The following is a 21,178-nucleotide window of genomic DNA, read 5'->3' as shown; positions in this document are numbered from 1 at the left end:
AATAGAACATATACTTAGAAGTAATTTACTCTGAATTAGAATATCCATGCTGCGACAGGTAGTAACGCGGAGCACGTAATAGATAGGGAAGTCACCTTATGAAATCTAAGTACCGCATCTTACTCATCGAGGACTCGCAGCCGCTGACAAATCTGTACAAACAGTATTTGTCTCAGGAGCCAGTTGAGCTCGTATGCATGGAAACTGGCCAAGCCGCGCTAGATTATCTTCAAAAAACCACCCCTCATATCGTTATTCTCGATCTGAAGCTTCCGGATATGCTCGGCCAAGACATTCTGCATTGGATAAAGAAAAACGGCCTGCCCTGCTCCATTATCATCGTCACGAGCCATGGCTCAGTGAACACTGCGGTGGAACTCATGCAGCAAGGTGCCGATGACTTTCTAGAAAAACCCGTCAGTGCTGAACGATTGAAAGCAACCGTCAAGAACCACCTGGAGCATGCAAGGCTGCTTAATTTGGTCGAAGACATGAAAAGCAGCTTTGAGCGAAACACCTACCAAGGATTTATTGGTTCAAGCCTTCCCATGCAAAACGTCTACCGAATCATAGATGCCGCTGCGCCAAGTAAAGCCACGGTATTCATTGCTGGTGAAAGTGGCACAGGTAAAGAAGTTTGTGCCGAAGCGATTCATCGTCAAAGTCCGCGCGCAAAAGAACCGTTTATTGCTATCAACTGTGGTGCCATTCCTCATGACCTCATGGAAAGCGAAATATTCGGGCACGTAAAAGGCGCATTTACGGGTGCAAGCAGCGAACGCAAAGGTGCCGCCGCACAGGCTGATGGTGGCACCCTATTCCTCGATGAAATCTGCGAAATGGATTTGGAGCTGCAAAAGAAACTGCTGAGGTTCATCCAAACAGGCCGCTACCAAAAGGTGGGCGGCAGCAAAGAGGAAAGTGTTGATATTCGCTTCCTGTGTGCCACCAACAAGGACCCACTGCAAGAAGTCGCGGCAGGGCGATTCAGAGAGGATCTGTACTACCGCTTACATGTGGTGCCCGTCGCTTTGCCTCCACTTAGAGAACGTGGTGATGACATCCTTGCGATCGCGACTAACTTTCTTATCACGTACGCACAAGAAGAAGGGAAACGCTTCACTCGCTTTTCACCCGAAGCTGAAGTCGTGCTTCGTCACTACCCTTGGCCCGGCAACGTTCGCCAATTGCAAAATGTCATTCGCAACATTGTGGTATTGCATGACGGTGACACTGTAAGTATCAAACAACTGCCACCACCGCTAAATGAAACGCTCAGCGATCAGGAAATAAAATCACTGTCTTTCGCAGCAGCTCCGCCTCAGGTTGAGCAATATATAAGTGACAGTGACGATGAAGACATGGTACCGAGTGATATACCTTCTGACATCCGCCCTCTTTGCGATATTGAACGTGAGGCCATTCAGCGTGCCATTGAGCACTGCGATGGCAATGTATTGAAGGCAGCGGTACTGCTTAAAGTCAGCCCTTCCACGCTTTATCGGAAAAAGCAGGCTTGGGAAACCGACGAGGCTTAACAGAAAAATCCCCTCTTCCGAGGGGATTTTCTTATCCAGCATCTCTGTTAGGGCTACCGCCTGTGATGATGTAATCCATGAGCTCTCGCAACCCTTCCGTGACGCTCGTCTCTGCCACCAGCCCCAAATCTCTTGATGCTCTGGCCGGGCTACCAATCGACATACGCACATCACCACGTCTTGCTGGCAAGTGCTCCATGTTTAAGCTCGCTCCCGCAATGGAGGACATGATGCAAGCAAGCTGGTTGACCGACATCGCCTCTCCTCGGCAAACATTGAAGACTTCCGGTGACACTGACACTTTTTTCATCGAGGCACGTAAGAAGCGCACCACGTCTGATACGTAAACGAAGTCTCTTGTTTGTTCTCCATCCCCGTAGATTGTCAGTGTTCGGTTGTTCAGCACTTTATTGGCGAAAATCGAGATAACGCCTGAATAGGGCGAACGAGGATCTTGTCTCGGACCAAACACATTGAAAAAGCGCAGTCCTGTAGTTGGTACGCCATGAACAAGGCTTGCCACGCGACCGTGAAGCTCAGTACCAAGTTTGTCTGCACCATAAGCGGTGAGCGGGCGAACCGTCGACCGCTCTGACAATGGCGTATCAGCGTTATCGCCATAGACTGCGGCAGATGAAGCATAAACGACCGGTGTTTTGTTTTTCTTCGCAGCTTCGAACACCCGAATGCTGCCCGTTTGATTAATGTCGTGCGTCTCAAGCCAACACTCATTAGATCGCTGAACGGAAGACACGGCAGCGAGATGGAAACAGCCGTCGATGCCTTCCATGGCATCTTCGACTACGCCGGGAATGCAAATGTCGGCGATTCTGACCTCACAATGGCGAGGAACATTCGTTCGCACACCCGTGGAAAGATTGTCTACAACTCTGACGTGGTGACCTTCAGCTAAAAGAGATTCGACCAAGTGAGAGCCAATAAAGCCGCAACCACCAGTAACTAAATAACTTGCCATAGACGCCTCGATAATTTGTAGAGTTCTAGCGTCCACCAAGCAAATACATTGCCAACAAACCTAAATAACAAAATAAAATCTAACTTATCACTTTAATTTCAGTCAGATAGAACTCTCACCAAACCCTGCTACGCTTCTTACATAAAGAAAATGCGAATAAAAGATAAAGTCAGCACATATAGATTGTCAGTGGCACATTCATTCTGATTCTCGGAATGAACAATGTGCCTAAGCGTATTCTCAAATTGACGAATTTATTCTTCATTTTCAGGGATTACCTGCGTTCAAACCTGACTAAAAAGATTGGCACTATCTTTGCTGGTTATCTAACTCGTTGTTCATTTTTTCTTGGGAGGCGTTATGGCAAAGCGTTCGTCAAAAATTTGGATTGTGTTAGATAGCAGCGGATTTGGTGGTATCGAATCTCACGTTGAACAGCTTGCACTGGGACTGAGTCAGTCGGACAACAGCGTGAGCGTTGTTTTTATCCAAAACTATGGCCAACACCCCTTAGAGAAAAGACTTCAATTGCAAGGTGTCGATTGCCTCGTCTTGGATGGCCGGATGGTATCACTGTGGCAGGCTATCAAAACCTACAAGCCTGACATCATTCACACGCACGGTTATAAAGCAGGCATTCTTGCCCGCCCTATGGCTCGCCTAATGGGTATTTCATGCGCTAGCACGTTCCACAGCGGCGAAAAGAAAACGGGCCGATTACATTGGTACGATTGGCTCGACAGAAATACTGCATTTCTGGCTAACCACGTTTACGCGGTCAGCACACCGATTTTAGACACCCTCCCCTGTCCAGCAACGCTGACAAACAACTTTGTCGATACCAATCAACTCCAACCTTCACAAGGCGACAAGATTGCGTTTGTTGGCAGATTAAGTCATGAGAAAGCACCAGAACGCATGCTCACACTGGCCAAACGCTTTCCGCTGATGCAATTTGATATTTTTGGCGACGGCCCGCTTCGCGAGAGCCTGGAATCTGAAGCAACAGAAAATGTCACTTTTCATGGCGCACAAGACAACATGCGTGAGGTTTGGCCGCAGATTGGCTTACTTGTTATCCCTTCTCGTGCGGAAGGTCTTCCTATGGTGGCACTCGAAGCCATGGCGCGCGGTATACCAGTCGCTGCATTTAATGTCGGAGGACTCGGCACGCTCATCGAGCACGGCAAGAATGGTTGGTTACTTGAGCCCAATAATATGGACGCGTTGATCGAATCAATATCGACATGGCGCAACAGCAATGAACGAGACAGACTCGATTGGCGTGACAGTGCTATCGACACCATAGAAACGCGCTTTTCTGCAAAAGCTGTCGTTCCTCTTCTTTTAAAAGACTACGCCATTTTTGCAAAGTGACGGTGACCTTGACTTGCATAATGACAAACCGTCTCAAATTCCCACGTGCCACATAGTGTTCTGAATAGGTAAACCAATACTAATCAATCACTTGAAAGTGTGGCACAGTCTTTGCTCCTCTACTGCTACTATTATGAAATAGGTTTCATCTCACGCAACGAAAACCAAGATGAAACCAATAAAAACATCAGGGGGCGGTTATGAACACAACAACGATAAAAACACAAAACAACGCAAAAAATGTTCTGTTTGTTCACTATGGCGACAACTGGATTCGAGGTAGCGAACGCTGCCTTATTGACCTGCTTAAGCACATCAACAAAGACTGTTTTTCTCCGGTGCTTTGGTGCAACAGCGAGCTACTCGCTCAAGAGGTCAGAATGTTGGGCATCACTGTTTACGTTAGCGAGTTCCCGCTGCTGTTCGGTGAGAGCCACCCACGATTTGATTTTAAAGGGTACAAGCAGCTTGTCCGTGAAGGTCAACGTATTGTTGACGCACACAATATCGAACTGATTCATTCAAACAGCGGTGCGCCGTCTCAGTGGATGAACTTGGTTGCTCGTAGTCGCAAACTGCCATTGGTTCTGCACCTTCACTCTCGCTACCCTCTCCGCGACAGAATCACGCTCGGTCTGCACCATGCAAGCATGGCAGTCGGCGTTAGCCAACCTGTTGTCGACCAACTCCTTACCGACGGTGCAAACGAAGAACGCTGCCGCGTTATCGCAAACGGCATTGACACTGAAAGACTGCTTGATCAACCCGTCGAAGATATTCGCAAATCTCTCAATATTCCAAGCGACGCATTTGTGGCAATGAGCGTTTGTTCTCTCATCGAGCGCAAAGGTGTCGATCTTTTGATTGAAGCTTGCCGCAAGCTTCGCTCAATGCGCCTGCCGATTCATTTCGTCGTTATTGGTGAAGGTGAAGCGCGTGAAGCACTGGAACAGCAAATTGCAGACAACCAATTGCAAAGTCATGTTCATCTGATTGGCGAGCGCAGCAATGTCGTTGGTTTGATGCGAGGCAGTGCTGACATTTGCGTTTCTGGTGCTCGCGAAGAGGTCTTCGGTCTTACCCTTGCAGAAGCAGGCCTTGCTGGCCTTCCTGTTGTCGCACCCATGGTTGGCGGTATTCCTTCTGTTATCGACAACAATGTCACTGGCAAGCTGGTGAAAACTGAAGACGCTCATGCGATCGCGCAGGCTATCTATCATCTTTACGTTAACCAAGATCAACGCATTGCGATGGGACGTGCTGGATACAACCGCATGATGAAAAACTTCACTATCGAAGCACACACCGCGGCGTTTGAAGCCTTTACCAATCGCTACTTGCAGACCCAGCAATGAACGCTCGCTGGCTGAGCCACTGGCAAGTGGTACCGCCTGTCAAAGCATCGTTCAAGTTTGTTCAACGTTACCGTGCTGCTAACCAGCAGGAGGTCGCATTATGAGCAAGCTTAATCATATCCTCATCCTCGACCCTATTGCCTTTGCAGGTGGGTCGAAAGTTTCGACCAAGCATGTGCTGAGCCAATTGGAATCGAAAGACGCACGCGTCACGATTCTTACGGCGGACCCCAAAAGTTGGGCGCAATCTCAGGCTTATGTAAAACCTCTGCATATGCCAGAAAAGCTGGAGAAAGCCGAGCAAGGCCTACTCTATTTTGCTCGCCACGTTGTTATCGCTCTGCAACTCATGTGGCTCCGCCTGTTTATCGGAAAGATTGACACGGCACTCGCGGCATCAGGTCCAGGTGTTGACCTTGCCTCTACTTGGTCAAACCGCTGTTTGGCTACAAACTGATCCAGATGATCCACGGACCCGTCGCGCTTTCTCGCACCATAGGAAGATGCTTGATAGCCGCAGACAACGTGTTTTATCTTGCCTCGACACAGGCATCGTTGGAAAAAGCGTTAGCGGCAGCAGGACACGGTACAGATGTTGCCAACTATGCGCAGTTCCAGACGTTCAAAAATGGTTTGCCGAAGCATGAATGGCCATCGCCATGTCAATACGACTACTCCGTTGTGTTTTGGGCGGCATCGCTACTCAAATGGAAAGGATTGGATGTGCTGGTTCGTGCTATCAGCAGCATCAAACCTTCCATGCGTCCAGAAACACACGTTTGCTACATCAAGCCACAACAAAACAATTTGCCCGTTAGCGAAGCCCCTCAACCTATTAACAAAGTGTTCTGGCACCATGCACCAGAAAACCTTGACCACATTCGCGCCGGTGCCAATGTGTTCATTTCTACCAGCACGAAAGAACCGTTTGGTCTCTCTATTCTGGAAGCCATGGCTGCGGGCATGTGCGTCATTATCCCCGCTGATGGTGCGTTTTGGGATCAACAACTGACTGACGGCGTGAACTGTATTAAGTACACACCAAACGATGACAAAGCACTGGCCGACGCGATTCTCCTAGCCCAAGGCAACATGAATTCCGTTAAACGCATGGGAAAAGCGGTAGCGACTATTGCACAAAGCTACCGTGCAGAGATTTGTTTCTCGGCTATCTGCAGCGCGCTGATGTCTGAGCCAGCTTCCGCATTGAACAGCGTGTCAGGCGAGAGAGCGTAATCATGAAAAAAATGACATCCGCTCTCAGTCAAACCCTACTGTACGGAAGCAGTATTGCTCTGATGAAAGGTATCTCTTTACTGATGTTGCCTTTCATCACGCATTACCTCCCCCAAGCAGAATTCGGCAAACTTGAAATTGTCAGCAGTATCGCAGCACTCGGCAGTATTCTCGTGGGTCTGGGTTTGGAAGATGCACTGTATCGCTTTGTTGGTGGTTGTCAGGACAGCAAAGAACGTAAAACCATGGCTGCGCGCATCTTTACTTTAACCGTCATCGTGGGTGCGTTGCTCATCCCGATAAGCTGGATGCTAGCAGCTGTCCTTCACAGCTATGTTCCGGGCGGATTAACAACGTACCAGATCCAACTTGTGCTTTTGATGCTGGCTTTGGAAGCTGTATCGCCGTTCCTCTTGCTGGCTTCGCATGCAAAACCACGCAGTGGCTTTCTTCTCTGCCGCCGTTGGTCGTGCACTCTTCCAAGCCGCTTTAACCATCATCTTCCTCCTGATGGGGCGCGGCATCGATGGTGTGTTGGAAGCGGGTGTGATTGCCGCGATTACTCAAGGCGCGTTTCTTGGATTCCTGCAAATCAAAGATACTGGGCTGTCTTTTTGCAAAAGCATCGCGAAGCAATCTCTCATCTACAGCTTGCCAATCATGGCGAGCGGTTTAATGGCGTTTACTTTAAATGGTCTTGACCGTTGGGTGCTTGCTGAAGTCGCCACGCTTGAAGATGTGGCGCAGTTTGGCGTTGCGGCCAAGTTTGCACTGGCCGTTGTCCTGCTGCTTCAACCATTTGGCATGTGGTGGATGCCGAAGCGCTTTGATGTCCTGTACGGCGAAAACGGTCATCAGGAAGCCACTCGCTTTACCAGCTATGGCTTAGTTGGTGCCATGGTGATCGCGATAGGCGTAGCCTTCGCGGCACCTATCGCTATCGATGTGTTATTGCCAGAGAGCTATCAGTTTGCAGCCAAACTTACCGCCGTTTTAGTTGCAGCTGCGTTGTTTAAAGAAATGGCAGAGCTTGTCAATTTGGGGACCTACGCAGGCAAAACCTCCTACGCGCAGTTAGTTATCAGTGCGGTTTCTGCCGTGCTCGCTTTTTTGACGCTGTGGTGGTGGGGCGCGGAGTTTGGCGTCTTTGGTGTTCTCGCCGCACTCTTGTTTGCTCAATCCGTTCGTTTCCTGCTCTTTTATTTCGTGGGACAGCGCATTTTTAAACTCCCTTACGCCGCTGTTCCTCTGTGCACACTAGCGGCTATCTGTTTCGTTTGGCTTTACGTCAGCACAATGGACATGGCAACCGTTACGCGTGTCGTCTTGGTCATCGTGGCACCGTTGAGCGTTTGTATCGTTGGTCAACGACTCGGACTGCTACCCGCTTTTTCGACGGATTTATTGAGAAGGCGAACGGCATGAACATGGCCTACGCGTTGATCGTCAAAACGCAAAATTGGATGCTCGCGCCGAGTGTACAAAGGCTGATTGTCCCCATCCTCCTTTGTGTGTCTATCTCGCTGGCTATTCCTTACTTCACGGGAGAAGCCCCTACCGTTGCTGAGTTCGACGCAATTCCCGCCATGTTTAGTTTGTTACTGGCATTAGGACTTATCGCGGGCAGCCCCGTCACCACTGCTTCACGATGGGACAACACCACCGCTGTTGCTCTGGCTGTCTTGTTCGTTTTTCCGAGCTTTCAAACCACATTGTTGGCTTCTTTGCTTTGCGGGTGTTGGTTATTTCTCCGAGGTGATGCGACAAACCGCGGCTTTAGAAATGCAGGGATAATTCTCATCATTCATGCAGTAATGGCATTCACCACCTTTTATTCACTCAAATGGTTTGCCGAACCCTTGCTGGCCTTTGATGCAATGCTAGTCGCGGGATTGCTTCAGGTTGTGACTGGAACAGGTCAAGCGATTGGGAATGTGTATTTTGGTGCTGCCGATCATCAAGTCCTCATGCTGAGAAACTGCTCTTCATTACCTGCTATTTGTAGTGCGATTGCTTGCTGGTTCGCCATTTCACGCTGGCACGGTATCTGCAGTAGTAAACGAGAAGGACTGGTTTTACTGGGGCTTTTTTGCATTTTGCTCGTTTTGAACGTCGCTCGCTTATTCACAATGGGAATCAGTATGCAATGGCATGACTGGTGGCATTCTCCAGAAGGTGAAGATATGTATCTCACGGCGACCGCTCTGACGACGCTTGCTGTCATTTTTGGAGGGCTACGTTATGCAGAAACCAAATAGCCTTTCCGATTGGACAGTCATGAGTCTGATCCTCGGATTATTGCTGGGCGGTCTCTCACTGAGAATCTCAGAGCCACCACCCACGCAAGGCGTGTATCAGGAAGGTTCAGCAGAGCGCACGCTCATCGGCTTTCTAAAGTCGAGAGGCCTTCTGAACTATAAATCAGTCCACTTCACGGAAGATGCGGGCATTAAAGGACTGCAAGTTGCGTTGCCTAAGTGTGATGGTGACTTGGCTTTGCTTGTGCTGCCCGATGGTGATGAATTCGTTGGCCTCTGGCAAACCTTGATCACCAGCGCAGGCTACAGCAGCAAATATATTTTTGATGGCAACACCTACAGTGAATTTCCGCGTGCTGTTTTTTGGCTAAAGACCATGATTCATTCTTTGGCTATGAGGACGGGAAGCTCAAGTTCATTGTACCCGGGGCCGGCTTTTGCGGTTGCTTATCCCAAGCAGTGCGCGTCAGTCGAGCACCTTCCTTTTAATGAAGTCGTGCTGAAAGGGGGTAACCGATGAAGTACGCAATAGGCACCAGTCTCATAGCTAGCTCTATGATGCTGTCTGTCAGTGCTCACGCTAACATAGATGATCCTTTTGAATATACGAGCGAAACACTGAGCGGAATGACAAACCAATCCGTGGACGCGAGTATATTGCAAACGGTCGATGAGTCGCTGCCAGAAGCAAGAAACGTCAACGCTGATTTTTTGAATCCAGCGTATGACCCTTACCTCACCTTAAGCGAAGACGCCAGTGTGTCCGTGACATTCTTGGATGAAGGCGCAGGATACCGAAATAGTTTGGGGTACTTCAGTTTTGGCGCGAACACGTTTGACGGACTGTCTAAAGGTGATATCGATACCGACAGCTCCGGCTATGTATCTTTGTCCGAACTTCAAGCGGTCGACGGTGTGTCCGCGGGCTTCCTTTTCCCGAATGCTTCTAATTATGGTCAAGGTGGCGTTTTGCTCGCCGGTGACACAGTTGATGTCGCAGGTGGGTCTGAACTCACAGCAGGTACCAGCCTCGGCTTCTTCTTGAACCAGAATGCTTGGAAAGGCACGGGTGTCGAAACCGGTGATGCCGGAGGAAGCAGCTACGATACGCAATCATTTTATAGCTTGGACTTCCTGAACCCAGAAGCATCAGCGACATCTACTATGCTCAGCGATTCATCCGATTCTCGACATGTCGCCATGTTGTTCGCTGACAGCAGCCAGGAACAAGTTATTCTCGGTTTCGAAGATCTTAACCGAGTCAACCAGTTCACAAACGACTACAACTACCGCTCAGATGAAGACTTCAACGATGCCGTCTTCACTGTAAGTAGTACACCGTCAGGTGCCTTTGGCGGGTCAAACATTGCGACCGCTCCATTGCCGCCAATGGCTCAAAGCCTTATTGGGCTAGCCATGTTTGCTGGTTTGATTTCAATGGCGAGGAAAAAGGCAGCACGCCAAGAACAACAAATCAATGACCATCAACTGATTGTTGCGTGAAAACCTTTGCCGGAGTCGCCTCCGGCTTTTTTCACCGATGTTGAAAGAAACGATTTCGATCTCCCAGCAAAGGGAGACCAGGTTTTCTCACCCTTGTGATTCAATTTAGGATTTTTGACACTCAAAATGAGAAAAGCACATTGATGACTGCCATACCGAACAGCTAACCATATGAAATTTAACTATTAAAAAAGTTGGCCTACTTCCTGCAATCCTGTCTGTAAAAGGCGACAACACGTTGCCGAATTACAATAAGGAGAGTTGCCATGTGTGGGATTTTCGCTGCTGTTTCAAATGAATCTGTAACGTCGACATTGGTTGGTGGTTTAGGCACCCTTTCTTACCGCGGATACGATTCCAGCGGTATTGTTGTTTCAAACGAAAATGGTCTGGTTCGCCGCCGCGCTGAAGGAAAACTGGAGTCACTCAGCGCACTGCTCAGTGATCAACCCGTAGAAGGTTATGTTGGTATCGCTCACACCCGTTGGGCGACACATGGCGCACCTTCTGTCATCAACGCCCACCCGCACATGACTGACCGTGTTGCTGTCGTGCACAACGGTATCATCGAGAACTACCCTGCACTGAAAGCGTCACTTGAAAAAGACGGTTACGTCTTTGAAAGTGAAACGGACAGTGAGACGATTCCGCAGCTTATTTCACGCAACCTTGATAAAGGCATGTCACCCGCCGTCGCGTTAAAAGACGCAGTTCGTCAACTCGATGGTAGCTATGCCATCGCAGTGGTTTTTGCAGATGAGCCCCAGACAATTTACGCGGCGCGCTATGGCAGCCCATTAGTCATTGGACAAGGTGCCGCGGGCCATTTCATTTCCTCTGACTCCATCGCACTTTCACGCGTTGCACGTAACCTTTGTTATCTCGATGACAATGAAATCGCACAAATCACGGTTGATACGTTGAGCATCACCAATGCAGATGGCATTACCGTAGCAAAAGAAATGAAGCCATTGGTTGTCTCTCAGCAAGATCAAGGTAAACAAGGTTACAAGCACTTCATGCTGAAAGAGATTCACCAGCAACCAGAAGTGATGAGAAACACCCTGAATCACTATTGCGATCCAGCAACCTTCACCCTGAAAGAAGAAGCTTTCCCTGCCAATCTTTCTTCTTTCGAAAGACTGTCTATCGTTGCGTGCGGCACCTCCTACTATGCCGGTATGGTCGCGCGCCAATGGTTTGAACGTTACGCCTGTCTCCCGGTTGATGTGGACATCGCATCGGAATATCGCTACCGAGAGTCACCGCTTTCAACCAACACGCTGGCTTTGTTTATCAGCCAGTCAGGTGAAACCGCAGATTCCTTAGCAGCATTGCGCTACAGCAAGGAACAAGGGCTAACCTGCCTTTCATTGCTAAATGTTGAAACCAGTTCAATGGCAATGGAAAGCGATTGCTACCTTCGTACCCTCGCCGGTGCAGAGATTGGTGTCGCATCAACCAAAGCGTTTACTGGGCAACTGCTGGTGCTGCTGTTGATGTCTTTACAAATGGGTAAAGCCTCTGGCCGTCTCGATAGAGACGCTGAACGCGAGCTGATTAAGCACCTCTTCACGCTTCCTGTAGAGATGGCAAAAGTCATTGATGAAATGGCAAATATCGACACTGTCGCCGCCTCTCTTATGCACAGTGATCACACTATGTATCTCGGACGTGGCATGTCTTTCCCATTGGCACTGGAAGGTGCGTTGAAGTTGAAAGAAATCAGCTATATTCATGCAGAGGCATATCCAGCCGGCGAATTGAAGCATGGACCCATTGCGCTGATTGATAACAAAATGCCCGTCGTCATGATTGCACCTCCGGGTCCAATGATGGGTAAAACACTGTCCAACTTACGTGAAGTGTCATCACGCGGTGCTCAAGTCATTCTTATCAGCAACGGTGCGGGTATTGAAATGGCCAAGCAGCACATCACTCAGGCGATTGAAGTACCAGAGACTGCTCCACTGCTTCAGCCACTGCTGTACACCTTGCCTCTCCAACTATTGGCTTACCATGTCGCCTGCATGAAAGGCACAGATGTTGATCAGCCGCGAAATCTAGCGAAGTCAGTGACTGTGGAGTAAGAACCATGAACCTTCAAGCGACCAAGCAGTGGATCAAAACAAGCCCTAGCCCCTTTGCGAGGGGGCTATTTCGGATGCTGAAAGCCATTCTTAACTTCAGTGTTCCGGCACCTAAAGTGATTTTCACGCCCATGTACCACTTGGTGACGCTTATCGGCTCACTGTGGGCGAGTTTCACCCGTTTGTTTTGGTGGACACCGCTGTTTAAAGGTCGCATCCAGAAGGTAGGAAAAGGGTTTTACCTCTATGGCGGTATGCCTTTTGTTAGCGGTCCTTTAACTATGACATTTGGCGATCAGTGCCGCGTTTCTGGTCAAACAACCTTTTCCGGTCGTACGTGCGGTAACGCGACTCCTACACTGATAGTAGGCAACAACATTGATATCGGCTGGCAGACAACCATTGCTGTCGGCACGAAAGTGATCCTTGGTGACAATGTACGGATTGCTGGGCGTGCGTTCTTAGCTGGCTACCCCGGTCACCCCGTCAATGCAGAGGATCGAGCGGCAGGATTGCCAGAGCTTGATGAACAAGTCGGTGACATCGTTTTGCAACGCGATGTATGGCTGGCAACGGGTGTTTCCGTCATGGCTGGCGTCACCATAGGTGAGGGAACGATTGTCGCGGCAGGCAGTGTGGTAACGAAAGATTTACCACCGTTTGTTGTCGCTGGCGGTGTTCCAGCAAAAGTGCTTCGTCCAATGACCGACGAGGAGAAACGACATGGTGCGTGATTTGATTGTTTTCGGCGAAGACTGGGGCGGATTGCCTTCCAGTACGCAGCACTTGGTGCGTTTTCTTGCTCAAGATCGAAAAGTGATCTGGGTAAACTCCATTGGCCTGCGCCGCCCTACGCTGTCACTGCATGATGTGCAAAGAGCGTGGCGTAAGCTCACTGCGACAAAAATTGCTGAGCCAACACAATCAAACGTCTCTACTCCCGATAACTTTACGATCGTGAACCCAACAACCCTGCCCGCACCGCAAACCGTGTTAGGCAGAAAAATTGCGGCCAACATGCTGAAAAAACAGCTAAGGCCGATCATCCAATCTGCCAATCTGAATGACCCCATTCTCTGGACATCGTTACCCACCGCCATTGATGTCGCTGAACTGCTTGATACCTCCTCTTTGGTCTATTACTGCGGCGATGATTTTGGCTCGCTGGCAGGTGTCGACCACAGCACGGTTGTGCGTCGTGAAGAAGAGCTCGTCGCCAAAGCAGACTTGATTCTGGCAGCGAGCGAAAAGCTACAAGCCAAGTTTCCGAAAGACAGAACACAACTTTTACCTCATGGCGTGGACTATGCACTGTTTTCGTCACCAACATCACGTGCACTTGATCTGCCTTCACCCGACAAACCCGTGGCAGGTTTTTATGGTTCGTTGTCAGAATGGCTGGATTACGACCTTCTGGAACAGGTCATTCAATCGCTGCCCAATTGGCAATTTGTTTTCATTGGCAACACGTGTGACCGCGCAGACCAAATGCGTCGCTTTGAAAACGCCCTGTTTTTAGGCCCGAAACCTCATCACCAATTACCCCAATACAGTCAGCATTGGACGGCAAGTCTGCTGCCTTTCAAAAACAATGCACAAATCAATGCATGTAATCCGCTGAAACTTCGCGAATACCTCGCCGCAGGACGCCCAGTAATCAGCACGCCGTTCCCGGCACTTGAAAGCTACCGCGAGTTTGTGTCTGTGGTAAATGACGCTGAGCAATTTGTGGAAGCCTTGAACAACGCAGTAGACCGCCAACCCAATGCAGAACAACAACATGTATTGGCGAACCAAACTTGGCAATCTCGCGCAGAACAACTTGACCGTTGGTTGGAGGCACTATGAATTCTCTGACTTATAAGCTCCTTATCTTATTGGATGGCGCATGGCGGAGACGCTACGTCATCATGCTGCCGATTTTGATTCTTCCTATCATGGGAACCGTCATTGGCGTGGTCAGCCCGAAAAAGTACAACTCTCACACCAGTATGCTGATCCAAGAAACGTCGAAAATGAACCCATTCTTGGAGGACCTCGCCGTCTCATCCCAAATGAAAGAACGCTTTAGCGGCTTACAAACATTGCTTCACAGCCGCCATATTTTGGGAAAAGTCGCGCAAGAACGCGGCATGATTGAGGAAGACTCTGATCCAAAACTGATCGATGAAACCATCGAAATTCTCTCCAATGGCCTTTCAATGTCCACCATTGGTAAAGACGTGATTCGCATTGATTTTAAATCCAATGATCCTCATGGCATGAAGGAAACGTTGGAATCGGTCAGCAGATATGTCATTGAAGAGCTACTGGCACCTGAACGTTCTTCAATGAAAGATTCCAGCTTTTTCCTTGCAGAGCACATCAAGTTTCGTCGTGAAGATTTAGACAAGGCGGAAGCCGCGCTAGCTGATTTCAGAAGCAAGCATGCTGACGGATTGCCTGAGTTACAAATGGCAAACTACGCGCGCATCGAGCAGCTAAAACAGCGCCTTTCAGAGAAGCAAGCCGAAATGGCGGGGGCTCAAAAAAGCTTGGGCGGCTTAGACCAACAACTTTCAAGCACTAACCCCGTCATCGGTAAAATCGAAGACCAAATTGTACGCCTTCGTAGTGAGTTAGCTTTGCTGAAAGCGCGTTACACCGACCAACATAGCTTGGTACAAGGTGCACTTCGTAATCTGCGTCGTCTTGAAGAGCAGCGCACCCAATTGCTGGCGAGTGCCCAAGAGACGGTCGATACCACCAAGCTTTGGGATATCGCAAGTAGTGCTTCTCTTGAGGCGGGGTTAGAATCCCAGCCACTTCTTATCTCGCAATTGGAAAACCTCCAGCTAGCGCGAAGCAAGGTTGAAACGCTTGAAGAGGAAACCTCAAGCTTAAAAGCCATGATTGAAACCCTTGAACTTAAGACCAGTAATTCCGGCGAGAAAGAGCAGCAAATTCGAAAACTGGAACGGGATCTGGAAGTAAAACGCGCCCTTTTCCATGAGTTATTAGAACGCTATGAAATGGCGCGACTCACCAGCTCTTTGGGTGTATTCGAACAAGACAAACGCATCAAGGTCATCGACAGACCTTATTCTCCTGCGTCACCGAGCAACCTGCCCATCGTCGTCTTCACCATTGCGGGTTTGTTTGGTGGCATCTTCCTCGGTATCGGTCTCGCAATTCTTCTTGAGCTGACAGATACAACGATTCGCCGTATTTCTCGTCTGGAAGCAATCACCGGCGCCCCTGTTTTAACCAGGATCCCGAAAATAGAAAGCGAAACATAACAACAAGGTTCAGCGAAGACTGAGCGAGAGACCCAAGCCAATGCTGTGAGGGAATAAAATGCGCCTTCTTTTACCCGTATTTATGCTGCTTTTCAGTACGCATCTCCTTGCCGATGTTCGACTGAAAAAGTCCGATTTTGTGGACGTACAAGAAACGACCATTCTCGAAGTGAAAGGCAACAACTTTACCGAGAAGAATGTCATTCTTGTTGTGCGTGCCGATGACTCGATCAACCCCGGCTATGCTGACCGTGCCAACATCGAACGTGTTATTCCGCCTGGAGAATACGAGCTTCAAATTCCTTTCGCGAGCTTAAGAACACCAGGCGGCAGGCAATTGGCACTGTCCAAACTGGAGCAAATGATCATCTTCCCCGGCAACAATGAAAGCCGCTTCATGATTTCCTCATCACGCGTTTACACACCAAAACCACTGGCAAAAGGGGTATACGCGTGGGATTTGGGCCCTCAAGGCAGTGCGATTTGGCCGGGTTTCAAGCCAATGACGATTGAGTCTGGCCTTCTTTCAGGTAAAGCACTTCGCCCTATCGATCGAAGCGCAAGAATGCAGGTTGCAGACCCACTCACCATCGATGGAATCCGAGGTATTGATTATGCATCTCTTCCTTTACCCGCTGGCGACTGGCAAGTCACACTGTGGCTCCGTGACAGTGGCGAATGGGAATTTCTGCCTCATCCCCTCAAACGTGAAATAAAAGCGAACGGCCAGCGTGTTTATTCGCAAAATCTCACACCCAGTCAATGGATAAGCCGCGTCTATCTGCAAGGCAAAGAGCACGATGTCACACCCAAAAGTACCAGTTGGGAACACTTCGGAAAAAGAGAAAGTCACCGCGTCACGTTTAACGTCACCAGTGATGGCTCACCGGTAGAGCTTGCCATATCCGGCGACAATGCGGACGCACAATTTGTCAGCGGCATTCTTGCCGTTCCAACAAACAATCCGCTCGTGCTTGATATGCTCACGCGTCAACGACAAACGTGGTGGGAGAAGAACTGGCCGGTCTCAGCGTGGAAAGCTTGGCCAACAGGACAAACCAAGCTTCGAGCTAAAAACCAGCACATTGATGCCGCTGCAGGTACATCTGCTTTTGTCACCTTCGACTTTGAACAGGGCAACGTGCCCGGTTCACCTTTGGTGATGCTGGAGTCACCCAAAATGGCGGGAAGTGCTCTCCCTGCGACCTACCATTGGAGCCAATGGCAACTGACACGCAGTCATCTATCTTCTTCTTTGCTCAAAGCTGATGACAATCGCTTGCGCCACGGCATCTTGCCTGAAAATGATGGTGTCGCAATGCCGCGCAAGCTGGTTGTCCGTGTAGATGTACCCGAAAACACGCCTGCGGGTAAGTATCAAGGCAAGCTCTCGGTGATGTTAAGCGGCCAAAAGCTTCAAGCGCCTTATGCCATAAATGTGCTGGATGCTTCGCTGCCGCCTTTGCACAAACCCGTCGGCGTTTATCTTGAAAAGCCTGTTCATTTTGGCTGGTTTTCCGATTTGGCTCCGTTGGCTGAAGAAGCCATGATGTGCGATTTAACCTTTATGAGAAAGCTGGGCCTCACTGGCGTTTCACCGCCTTATCCGACTCCTTCAACTGACGAACAAGCTTCTGATTTCGAAGTGCTGTCTCAAACCCTGCATAAGCTGGGATATGTCGACTCTATGGCTTATGCACCCGCCAAACGCTTGAGCCAAGCACTAGGCACCAGCTCTGCCGCAAGCGTCGTAGCGGACATTGAAAGTAACCACAAGCAACGGCTACAACAAGGCCCTTATTGGTCAATTGCGGATGAACCAAGCAACCCCGGCAACATTGATTTGTTCAAAGAAATGCATCGTCATTTCTCTTTGACAGCACCCGCCGCCAAACTTGCTGGTCACCTCAACCATGAAGAGGACCGCGAGTACTTAGACATGTTTGACTTGGTGTTGGTCAATGATGGCTTCGGCATCGATAAAGACGAAGTACACAAGACGCAGCAAGACAGCCTCAAAGTGTGGCTCTATAACCTTCCCTTCCCTCGCGCTGCGTCTGGCTTTTACCTTTGGCAATCTGGTGCTGATGGCTTCTTAAAATGGCATGGCCGAATGCCAACCGCAGACCCCTACGATCCGACTGACGGACGCGAATTTGACGTTCAGTTCTTTTATCCCACTGAAAGCCCGTGCCCGAAAGAGCCAGACATTCATGCCGACCTGTATGAAATCGCGCAGGGCATTATCGATTATCGCTGGATACTCTGGCTCGAGCAGCAAGCTCCAAACAACGTTGAAGCGCAAAAGCTACTGGTCGAGTTGCGTGATGATATTCCAGACACTTGGAATGGCATGTTGGACACCCCACCGTCTGAGCTCGACCAATGGCGCAACCGCATCATCAATCTCACCCGATAATTGTCATTCTTATTCTCAAGATGAGAAAAGATGCTCTGTCGGGGTAATTGAAATGCATGAAATCATTATATTTCAATTAGATATTACCGTACTACATGCTGGCACGCGTTGTGCTTCATAAACCACAACAGCATTTAATCATCAGCTTGCGAGGTAACCATGAAAACGATTGTTCAAGTGTTACAACATCTCAAACCTGGCGGTCTTGAAGTGATGGCCCTTAACTTATTAATGTTTTCTAGCCACAAACGCTCGATGAAAATCGTGAGCCTCGAAGGTACTGCGGAAGAAGCCATGGAAAAATGGCCACGCCTTAAGCCATTTGCTGACCAGCTCATTTTCTTGAATAAACAGCCGGGTTTCAAACCTGCGCTGATCAAGCAGCTTGCCGACCTGTTCAAAGAGTTGGATGCGGACGTTGTTCACACCCATCACATCGGCCCTTATTTCTATGCAGGCCTTGGCGCACGCTTAGCCGGCATTCAGATGATTCACACCGAGCACGATGCGTGGCACTACAGCAATAAGAGCCACAAAACTCTGCACAAGATTGTTTCTTCGGTATCAAAACCAACCGTTGTCGCAGACGCAGACGTGGTTGCAAAATCCCTTGGCACACTGCCACGCATGAACAACGTGCAAGTCATTAAAAATGGCGTGGACATTTACACTTTTGTCCCCGGCGATAAAGACAGTGCACGTGAGCAACTGAAACTACCTAAACACTGCAAACTCATCGGTAGTAGCGGTCGTTTAGAAGAAGTGAAAGGACATTGTGTGCTGATCGACGCGATGACACATCTTCCGTCAAGCACGCATCTTGTCATCGCTGGCAGCGGTTCGCTTGAAGAGCAGCTTAAAACGCAAGTCAGACAACTGGACCTAGAAAGCCGAGTTCACTTCCTAGGTTACGTTGAAGACATGCCAACGTTCTACCAAGCACTGGATGTATTTTGCCTACCTTCTTTCAACGAGGGGTTCCCGCTGGCACCACTCGAAGCGCAGGCATGTGGTATTCCGTCCGCGGTCACCAATGTAGGCGGTGCGGTTGAAACGTTATGCCCTGACACAGGGGCAATCATGAAAGCGGGAGATGCCAAAGACATGGCAGAAAAAATTGTTCCCCTGCTTTTTGAACGTCGCCAAGTGAGCCCGAGAGAGCACGTACGAGCAAGCGCAGATATTCGAAATATGGCGAAAGCATACGATGTTCTTGCTGAGGGTCAGGCAAATGACTAACGAATGGATTTTTTGGATTACAGCCACCAGCATCTTTTTGGTGATATACCACCATCTCGGCTACCCCCTCTTGCTGAAGGTGCTGGTGCGCTGTTCTTCTTCAAAAGATGGCATCGACGAAGGCAAAACGCTTGAAGAGAAAGATCTGCCGACCGTGACTGTCCTGATGCCTGCATACAACGAAGCGCGTTGGATTGCAGATAAAATCCGAAACCTAGCAGCACTTGATTACCCAGCGGAAAAACTGGACGTCATCATCGCTTGTGACGGGTGTTCTGATGAAACGGCAACTATCGCAAGGCAAACCGCGCATGAAACGCCGTGCTCCCACCTCAACCTGATCGTTGTTGAGTATGCTGAAAACGAAGGCAAAGTCGCGGTTCTCAACAAAACAATGCCTTTGGCGCATGGCGATTTGGTGGCTCTGACGGATATCTCTGCCTTGATCTCGATTGATGCATTCCAGATAGCAGCGCAGCGTTTCACCGACGAAAGCTTGGTGTGATGAACAGCCACTACTGCCTGCTGGATGCAAATAGCAGCGAGTCAAAGTACTGGGATTACCAAAGCAAAATCAAGCAAAGCGAAGCAAAGCTTGGTTCTTCTTTGGGGTCACACGGCGCGCTATACATTATCCGCCGTGAACTTTACTCGCCACTGCCAGCCGACACCATCAATGATGACTTCATATTACCGATGAACATCGTTGCTAAAGGCTATCGTGCTGACGTAGACACCAACATCCGCGCTGTAGAACTCGAAGCCAGCTCAAACGAACAGGACTTTCGTCGCCGCTTAAGAATCGGTGCGGGTAACTACCAACAGTTAACCAGATTACTTGGTTTGTTGGCACCCACACGCGGTGGCGTTGCATTCACGTTCGCCTCAGGAAAAGGGCTGCGTGTGTTGATGCCTTTTCTGATGATCATTGCCGCCATCGGTAGTATCGCGCTGGCGACATCACATTGGTTTTTTGCTTGCGCCGCAGTTGTGCAAGTCACCATTTATGTAGGTATTCTCGCTTGCCACGTATTTGGCTATGAACCTGAGAGCGGGATTATTAAGACAATTCGATATCTGGTTGCTGGTCACACAGCAAACTTCATCGGCACTTTACGTTATATCGTTGGCTTGGAAAAAGGACACTGGAGTCGTGTGTCTAATATTTCATCCACTTCAAGAAAGGAATGAAACTATGATTATTACAAATATCTTGAAAATGAGATTTGATAACGCCATGGAAATCGACCCAGTAACTGCAAAAACCAAACGCGTTTTCGATATTGCTTTGTCCTTGGTAGGCTTAGGGCTCACACTGCCACTGTTCCCAATTATTGCGCTGGCAATCAAGCTGGATAGTCCAGGCCCAGTGCTTTTCAGCCAAATGCGTATCGGCCGCGCCATGCCTGACCGAAGCCTCATTTTTAACATGCTCAAATTCCGCACCATGCGCACAGACGCAGAAGCCATGTCTGGCGCAACGTGGGCGACGAAGCAAGACCCTCGCGTCACGCGTATAGGCCGCTTCCTTCGCAAAACACGTTTGGACGAACTGCCACAGTTTATCAATGTACTCAAGGGTGATATGTCACTGATAGGTCCCCGCCCAGAGCGCCCAGGTTTTTATCAAAAACTGGAAACTGCCATCCCTTACTTTGCAGAGCGTACTTATGGCGTACTGCCCGGTATTACGGGTCTGGCTCAAGTCAACCAAGGCTATGACACCTGTATTGACGATGTCCGCTCAAAAGTGGGTTTTGACCATTCTTACGCGCTGGCACTGACGTCGCCACTAAGCTGGTTCAAAATGGACTGCTACATCATGTTCAAAACCATTGTTGTTATGGTGTGTGGCCGCGGTCAGTAACCCTCCTCAACCCAAAAAGGCTGCCCGTGGGCAGCCTTTTTT

The 21,178-nt window shown here is 49.3% G+C and carries 18 protein-coding genes and 1 pseudogene; 18 read left to right on the top strand and 1 reads right to left on the bottom strand.

Going from position 1 to position 21,178, the window contains the following annotated elements; genetic code table 11:
* Positions 1–98 precede the first annotated feature (98 nt).
* Positions 99–1,538: a sigma-54-dependent transcriptional regulator gene (locus ATN88_RS00400; protein WP_067409806.1), complete on the top strand. Its 1,440-nt coding sequence runs from the start codon at positions 99–101 to the stop codon at positions 1,536–1,538.
* A gap of 31 nt (positions 1,539–1,569) precedes the next feature.
* Here the strand turns inward: ATN88_RS00400 and ATN88_RS00395 are convergent, their stop codons facing one another.
* Positions 1,570–2,514 carry an NAD-dependent epimerase/dehydratase family protein gene (locus tag ATN88_RS00395; protein ID WP_067409804.1) on the bottom strand — a complete coding sequence of 315 codons (945 nt, stop codon included), beginning with the start codon at positions 2,512–2,514 and terminating at the stop codon, positions 1,570–1,572.
* A 360-nt stretch (positions 2,515–2,874) separates the two neighbouring features.
* On the opposite strand from ATN88_RS00395, the gene ATN88_RS00390 reads away from it, so the two are divergent.
* The 17 genes and pseudogenes from ATN88_RS00390 to ATN88_RS00320 all read left to right on the top strand — a co-directional run bounded on the left by ATN88_RS00390 (position 2,875) and on the right by ATN88_RS00320 (position 21,136).
* Positions 2,875–3,891, top strand: coding sequence for a glycosyltransferase family 4 protein (locus ATN88_RS00390; protein ID WP_067409802.1), 1,017 nt, complete (start codon positions 2,875–2,877; stop codon positions 3,889–3,891).
* Positions 3,892–4,091: 200 nt separating this feature from the next.
* A complete protein-coding gene (locus tag ATN88_RS00385; protein WP_232312642.1) occupies positions 4,092–5,246 on the top strand; it encodes a glycosyltransferase family 4 protein in 1,155 nt (384 codons plus the stop codon).
* 100 nt (positions 5,247–5,346) lie between these two features.
* A complete protein-coding gene (locus tag ATN88_RS26350; protein ID WP_232312641.1) occupies positions 5,347–5,703 on the top strand; it encodes a hypothetical protein in 357 nt (118 codons plus the stop codon).
* Positions 5,704–5,708: 5 nt separating this feature from the next.
* Positions 5,709–6,482, top strand: a complete 774-nt coding sequence (locus ATN88_RS00380; RefSeq protein WP_232312640.1) for a glycosyltransferase family 4 protein — start codon at positions 5,709–5,711, stop codon at positions 6,480–6,482.
* Positions 6,483–6,484: 2 nt separating this feature from the next.
* Positions 6,485–7,183 (top strand): lipopolysaccharide biosynthesis protein, encoded by a 699-nt coding sequence (locus ATN88_RS26345; RefSeq protein ID WP_232312639.1) that lies wholly within the window; start codon positions 6,485–6,487, stop codon positions 7,181–7,183.
* On the top strand, positions 7,158–7,907 hold the full coding sequence (locus ATN88_RS26340; protein ID WP_232312638.1) for a lipopolysaccharide biosynthesis protein: 750 nt from the start codon (positions 7,158–7,160) through the stop codon (positions 7,905–7,907). Before ATN88_RS26345 ends, ATN88_RS26340 begins: the two co-directional genes overlap by 26 nt.
* A complete protein-coding gene (locus tag ATN88_RS00370; protein ID WP_067409800.1) occupies positions 7,904–8,740 on the top strand; it encodes a hypothetical protein in 837 nt (278 codons plus the stop codon). The genes ATN88_RS26340 and ATN88_RS00370 overlap by 4 nt, the downstream gene beginning before the upstream one ends.
* Entirely contained in the window at positions 8,724–9,260 is a 537-nt protein-coding gene (locus ATN88_RS00365) for a hypothetical protein (RefSeq protein ID WP_067409798.1), read from the top strand. Before ATN88_RS00370 ends, ATN88_RS00365 begins: the two co-directional genes overlap by 17 nt.
* Positions 9,257–10,243 (top strand): DUF4114 domain-containing protein, encoded by a 987-nt coding sequence (locus ATN88_RS00360; protein WP_067409796.1) that lies wholly within the window; start codon positions 9,257–9,259, stop codon positions 10,241–10,243. The genes ATN88_RS00365 and ATN88_RS00360 overlap by 4 nt, the downstream gene beginning before the upstream one ends.
* A gap of 266 nt (positions 10,244–10,509) precedes the next feature.
* Entirely contained in the window at positions 10,510–12,333 is a 1,824-nt protein-coding gene (glmS, locus tag ATN88_RS00355) for a glutamine--fructose-6-phosphate transaminase (isomerizing) (protein ID WP_067409793.1), read from the top strand.
* 5 nt (positions 12,334–12,338) lie between these two features.
* Positions 12,339–13,067, top strand: coding sequence for an acyltransferase (locus ATN88_RS00350; protein WP_067409790.1), 729 nt, complete (start codon positions 12,339–12,341; stop codon positions 13,065–13,067).
* Positions 13,057–14,181, top strand: coding sequence for a glycosyltransferase family protein (locus tag ATN88_RS00345; RefSeq protein ID WP_067409788.1), 1,125 nt, complete (start codon positions 13,057–13,059; stop codon positions 14,179–14,181). Before ATN88_RS00350 ends, ATN88_RS00345 begins: the two co-directional genes overlap by 11 nt.
* The gene (locus ATN88_RS00340) at positions 14,178–15,611 is read left to right on the top strand and encodes a Wzz/FepE/Etk N-terminal domain-containing protein (protein ID WP_067409786.1); all 1,434 of its coding nucleotides are present in this window, start codon (positions 14,178–14,180) and stop codon (positions 15,609–15,611) included. The genes ATN88_RS00345 and ATN88_RS00340 overlap by 4 nt, the downstream gene beginning before the upstream one ends.
* 58 nt (positions 15,612–15,669) lie before the next feature.
* Positions 15,670–18,030 (top strand): hypothetical protein, encoded by a 2,361-nt coding sequence (locus tag ATN88_RS00335; RefSeq protein WP_067409783.1) that lies wholly within the window; start codon positions 15,670–15,672, stop codon positions 18,028–18,030.
* Positions 18,031–18,189: 159 nt separating this feature from the next.
* A complete protein-coding gene (locus ATN88_RS00330; RefSeq protein WP_067409781.1) occupies positions 18,190–19,269 on the top strand; it encodes a glycosyltransferase in 1,080 nt (359 codons plus the stop codon).
* Positions 19,262–20,460 (top strand): annotated as a pseudogene (locus tag ATN88_RS00325) (glycosyltransferase family 2 protein). Before ATN88_RS00330 ends, ATN88_RS00325 begins: the two are co-directional and overlap by 8 nt.
* A gap of 46 nt (positions 20,461–20,506) precedes the next feature.
* On the top strand, positions 20,507–21,136 hold the full coding sequence (locus ATN88_RS00320) for a sugar transferase (protein ID WP_198158299.1): 630 nt from the start codon (positions 20,507–20,509) through the stop codon (positions 21,134–21,136).
* Positions 21,137–21,178 lie beyond the last annotated feature (42 nt).

Source organism: Enterovibrio coralii (assembly GCF_001559595.1).
GTDB classification, from domain to species: Bacteria; Pseudomonadota; Gammaproteobacteria; order Enterobacterales; family Vibrionaceae; genus Enterovibrio; species Enterovibrio coralii.
The sequence above is the reverse complement of the archived record's forward strand: the minus strand, read 5'-3'. Positions and strand labels throughout refer to the sequence as shown.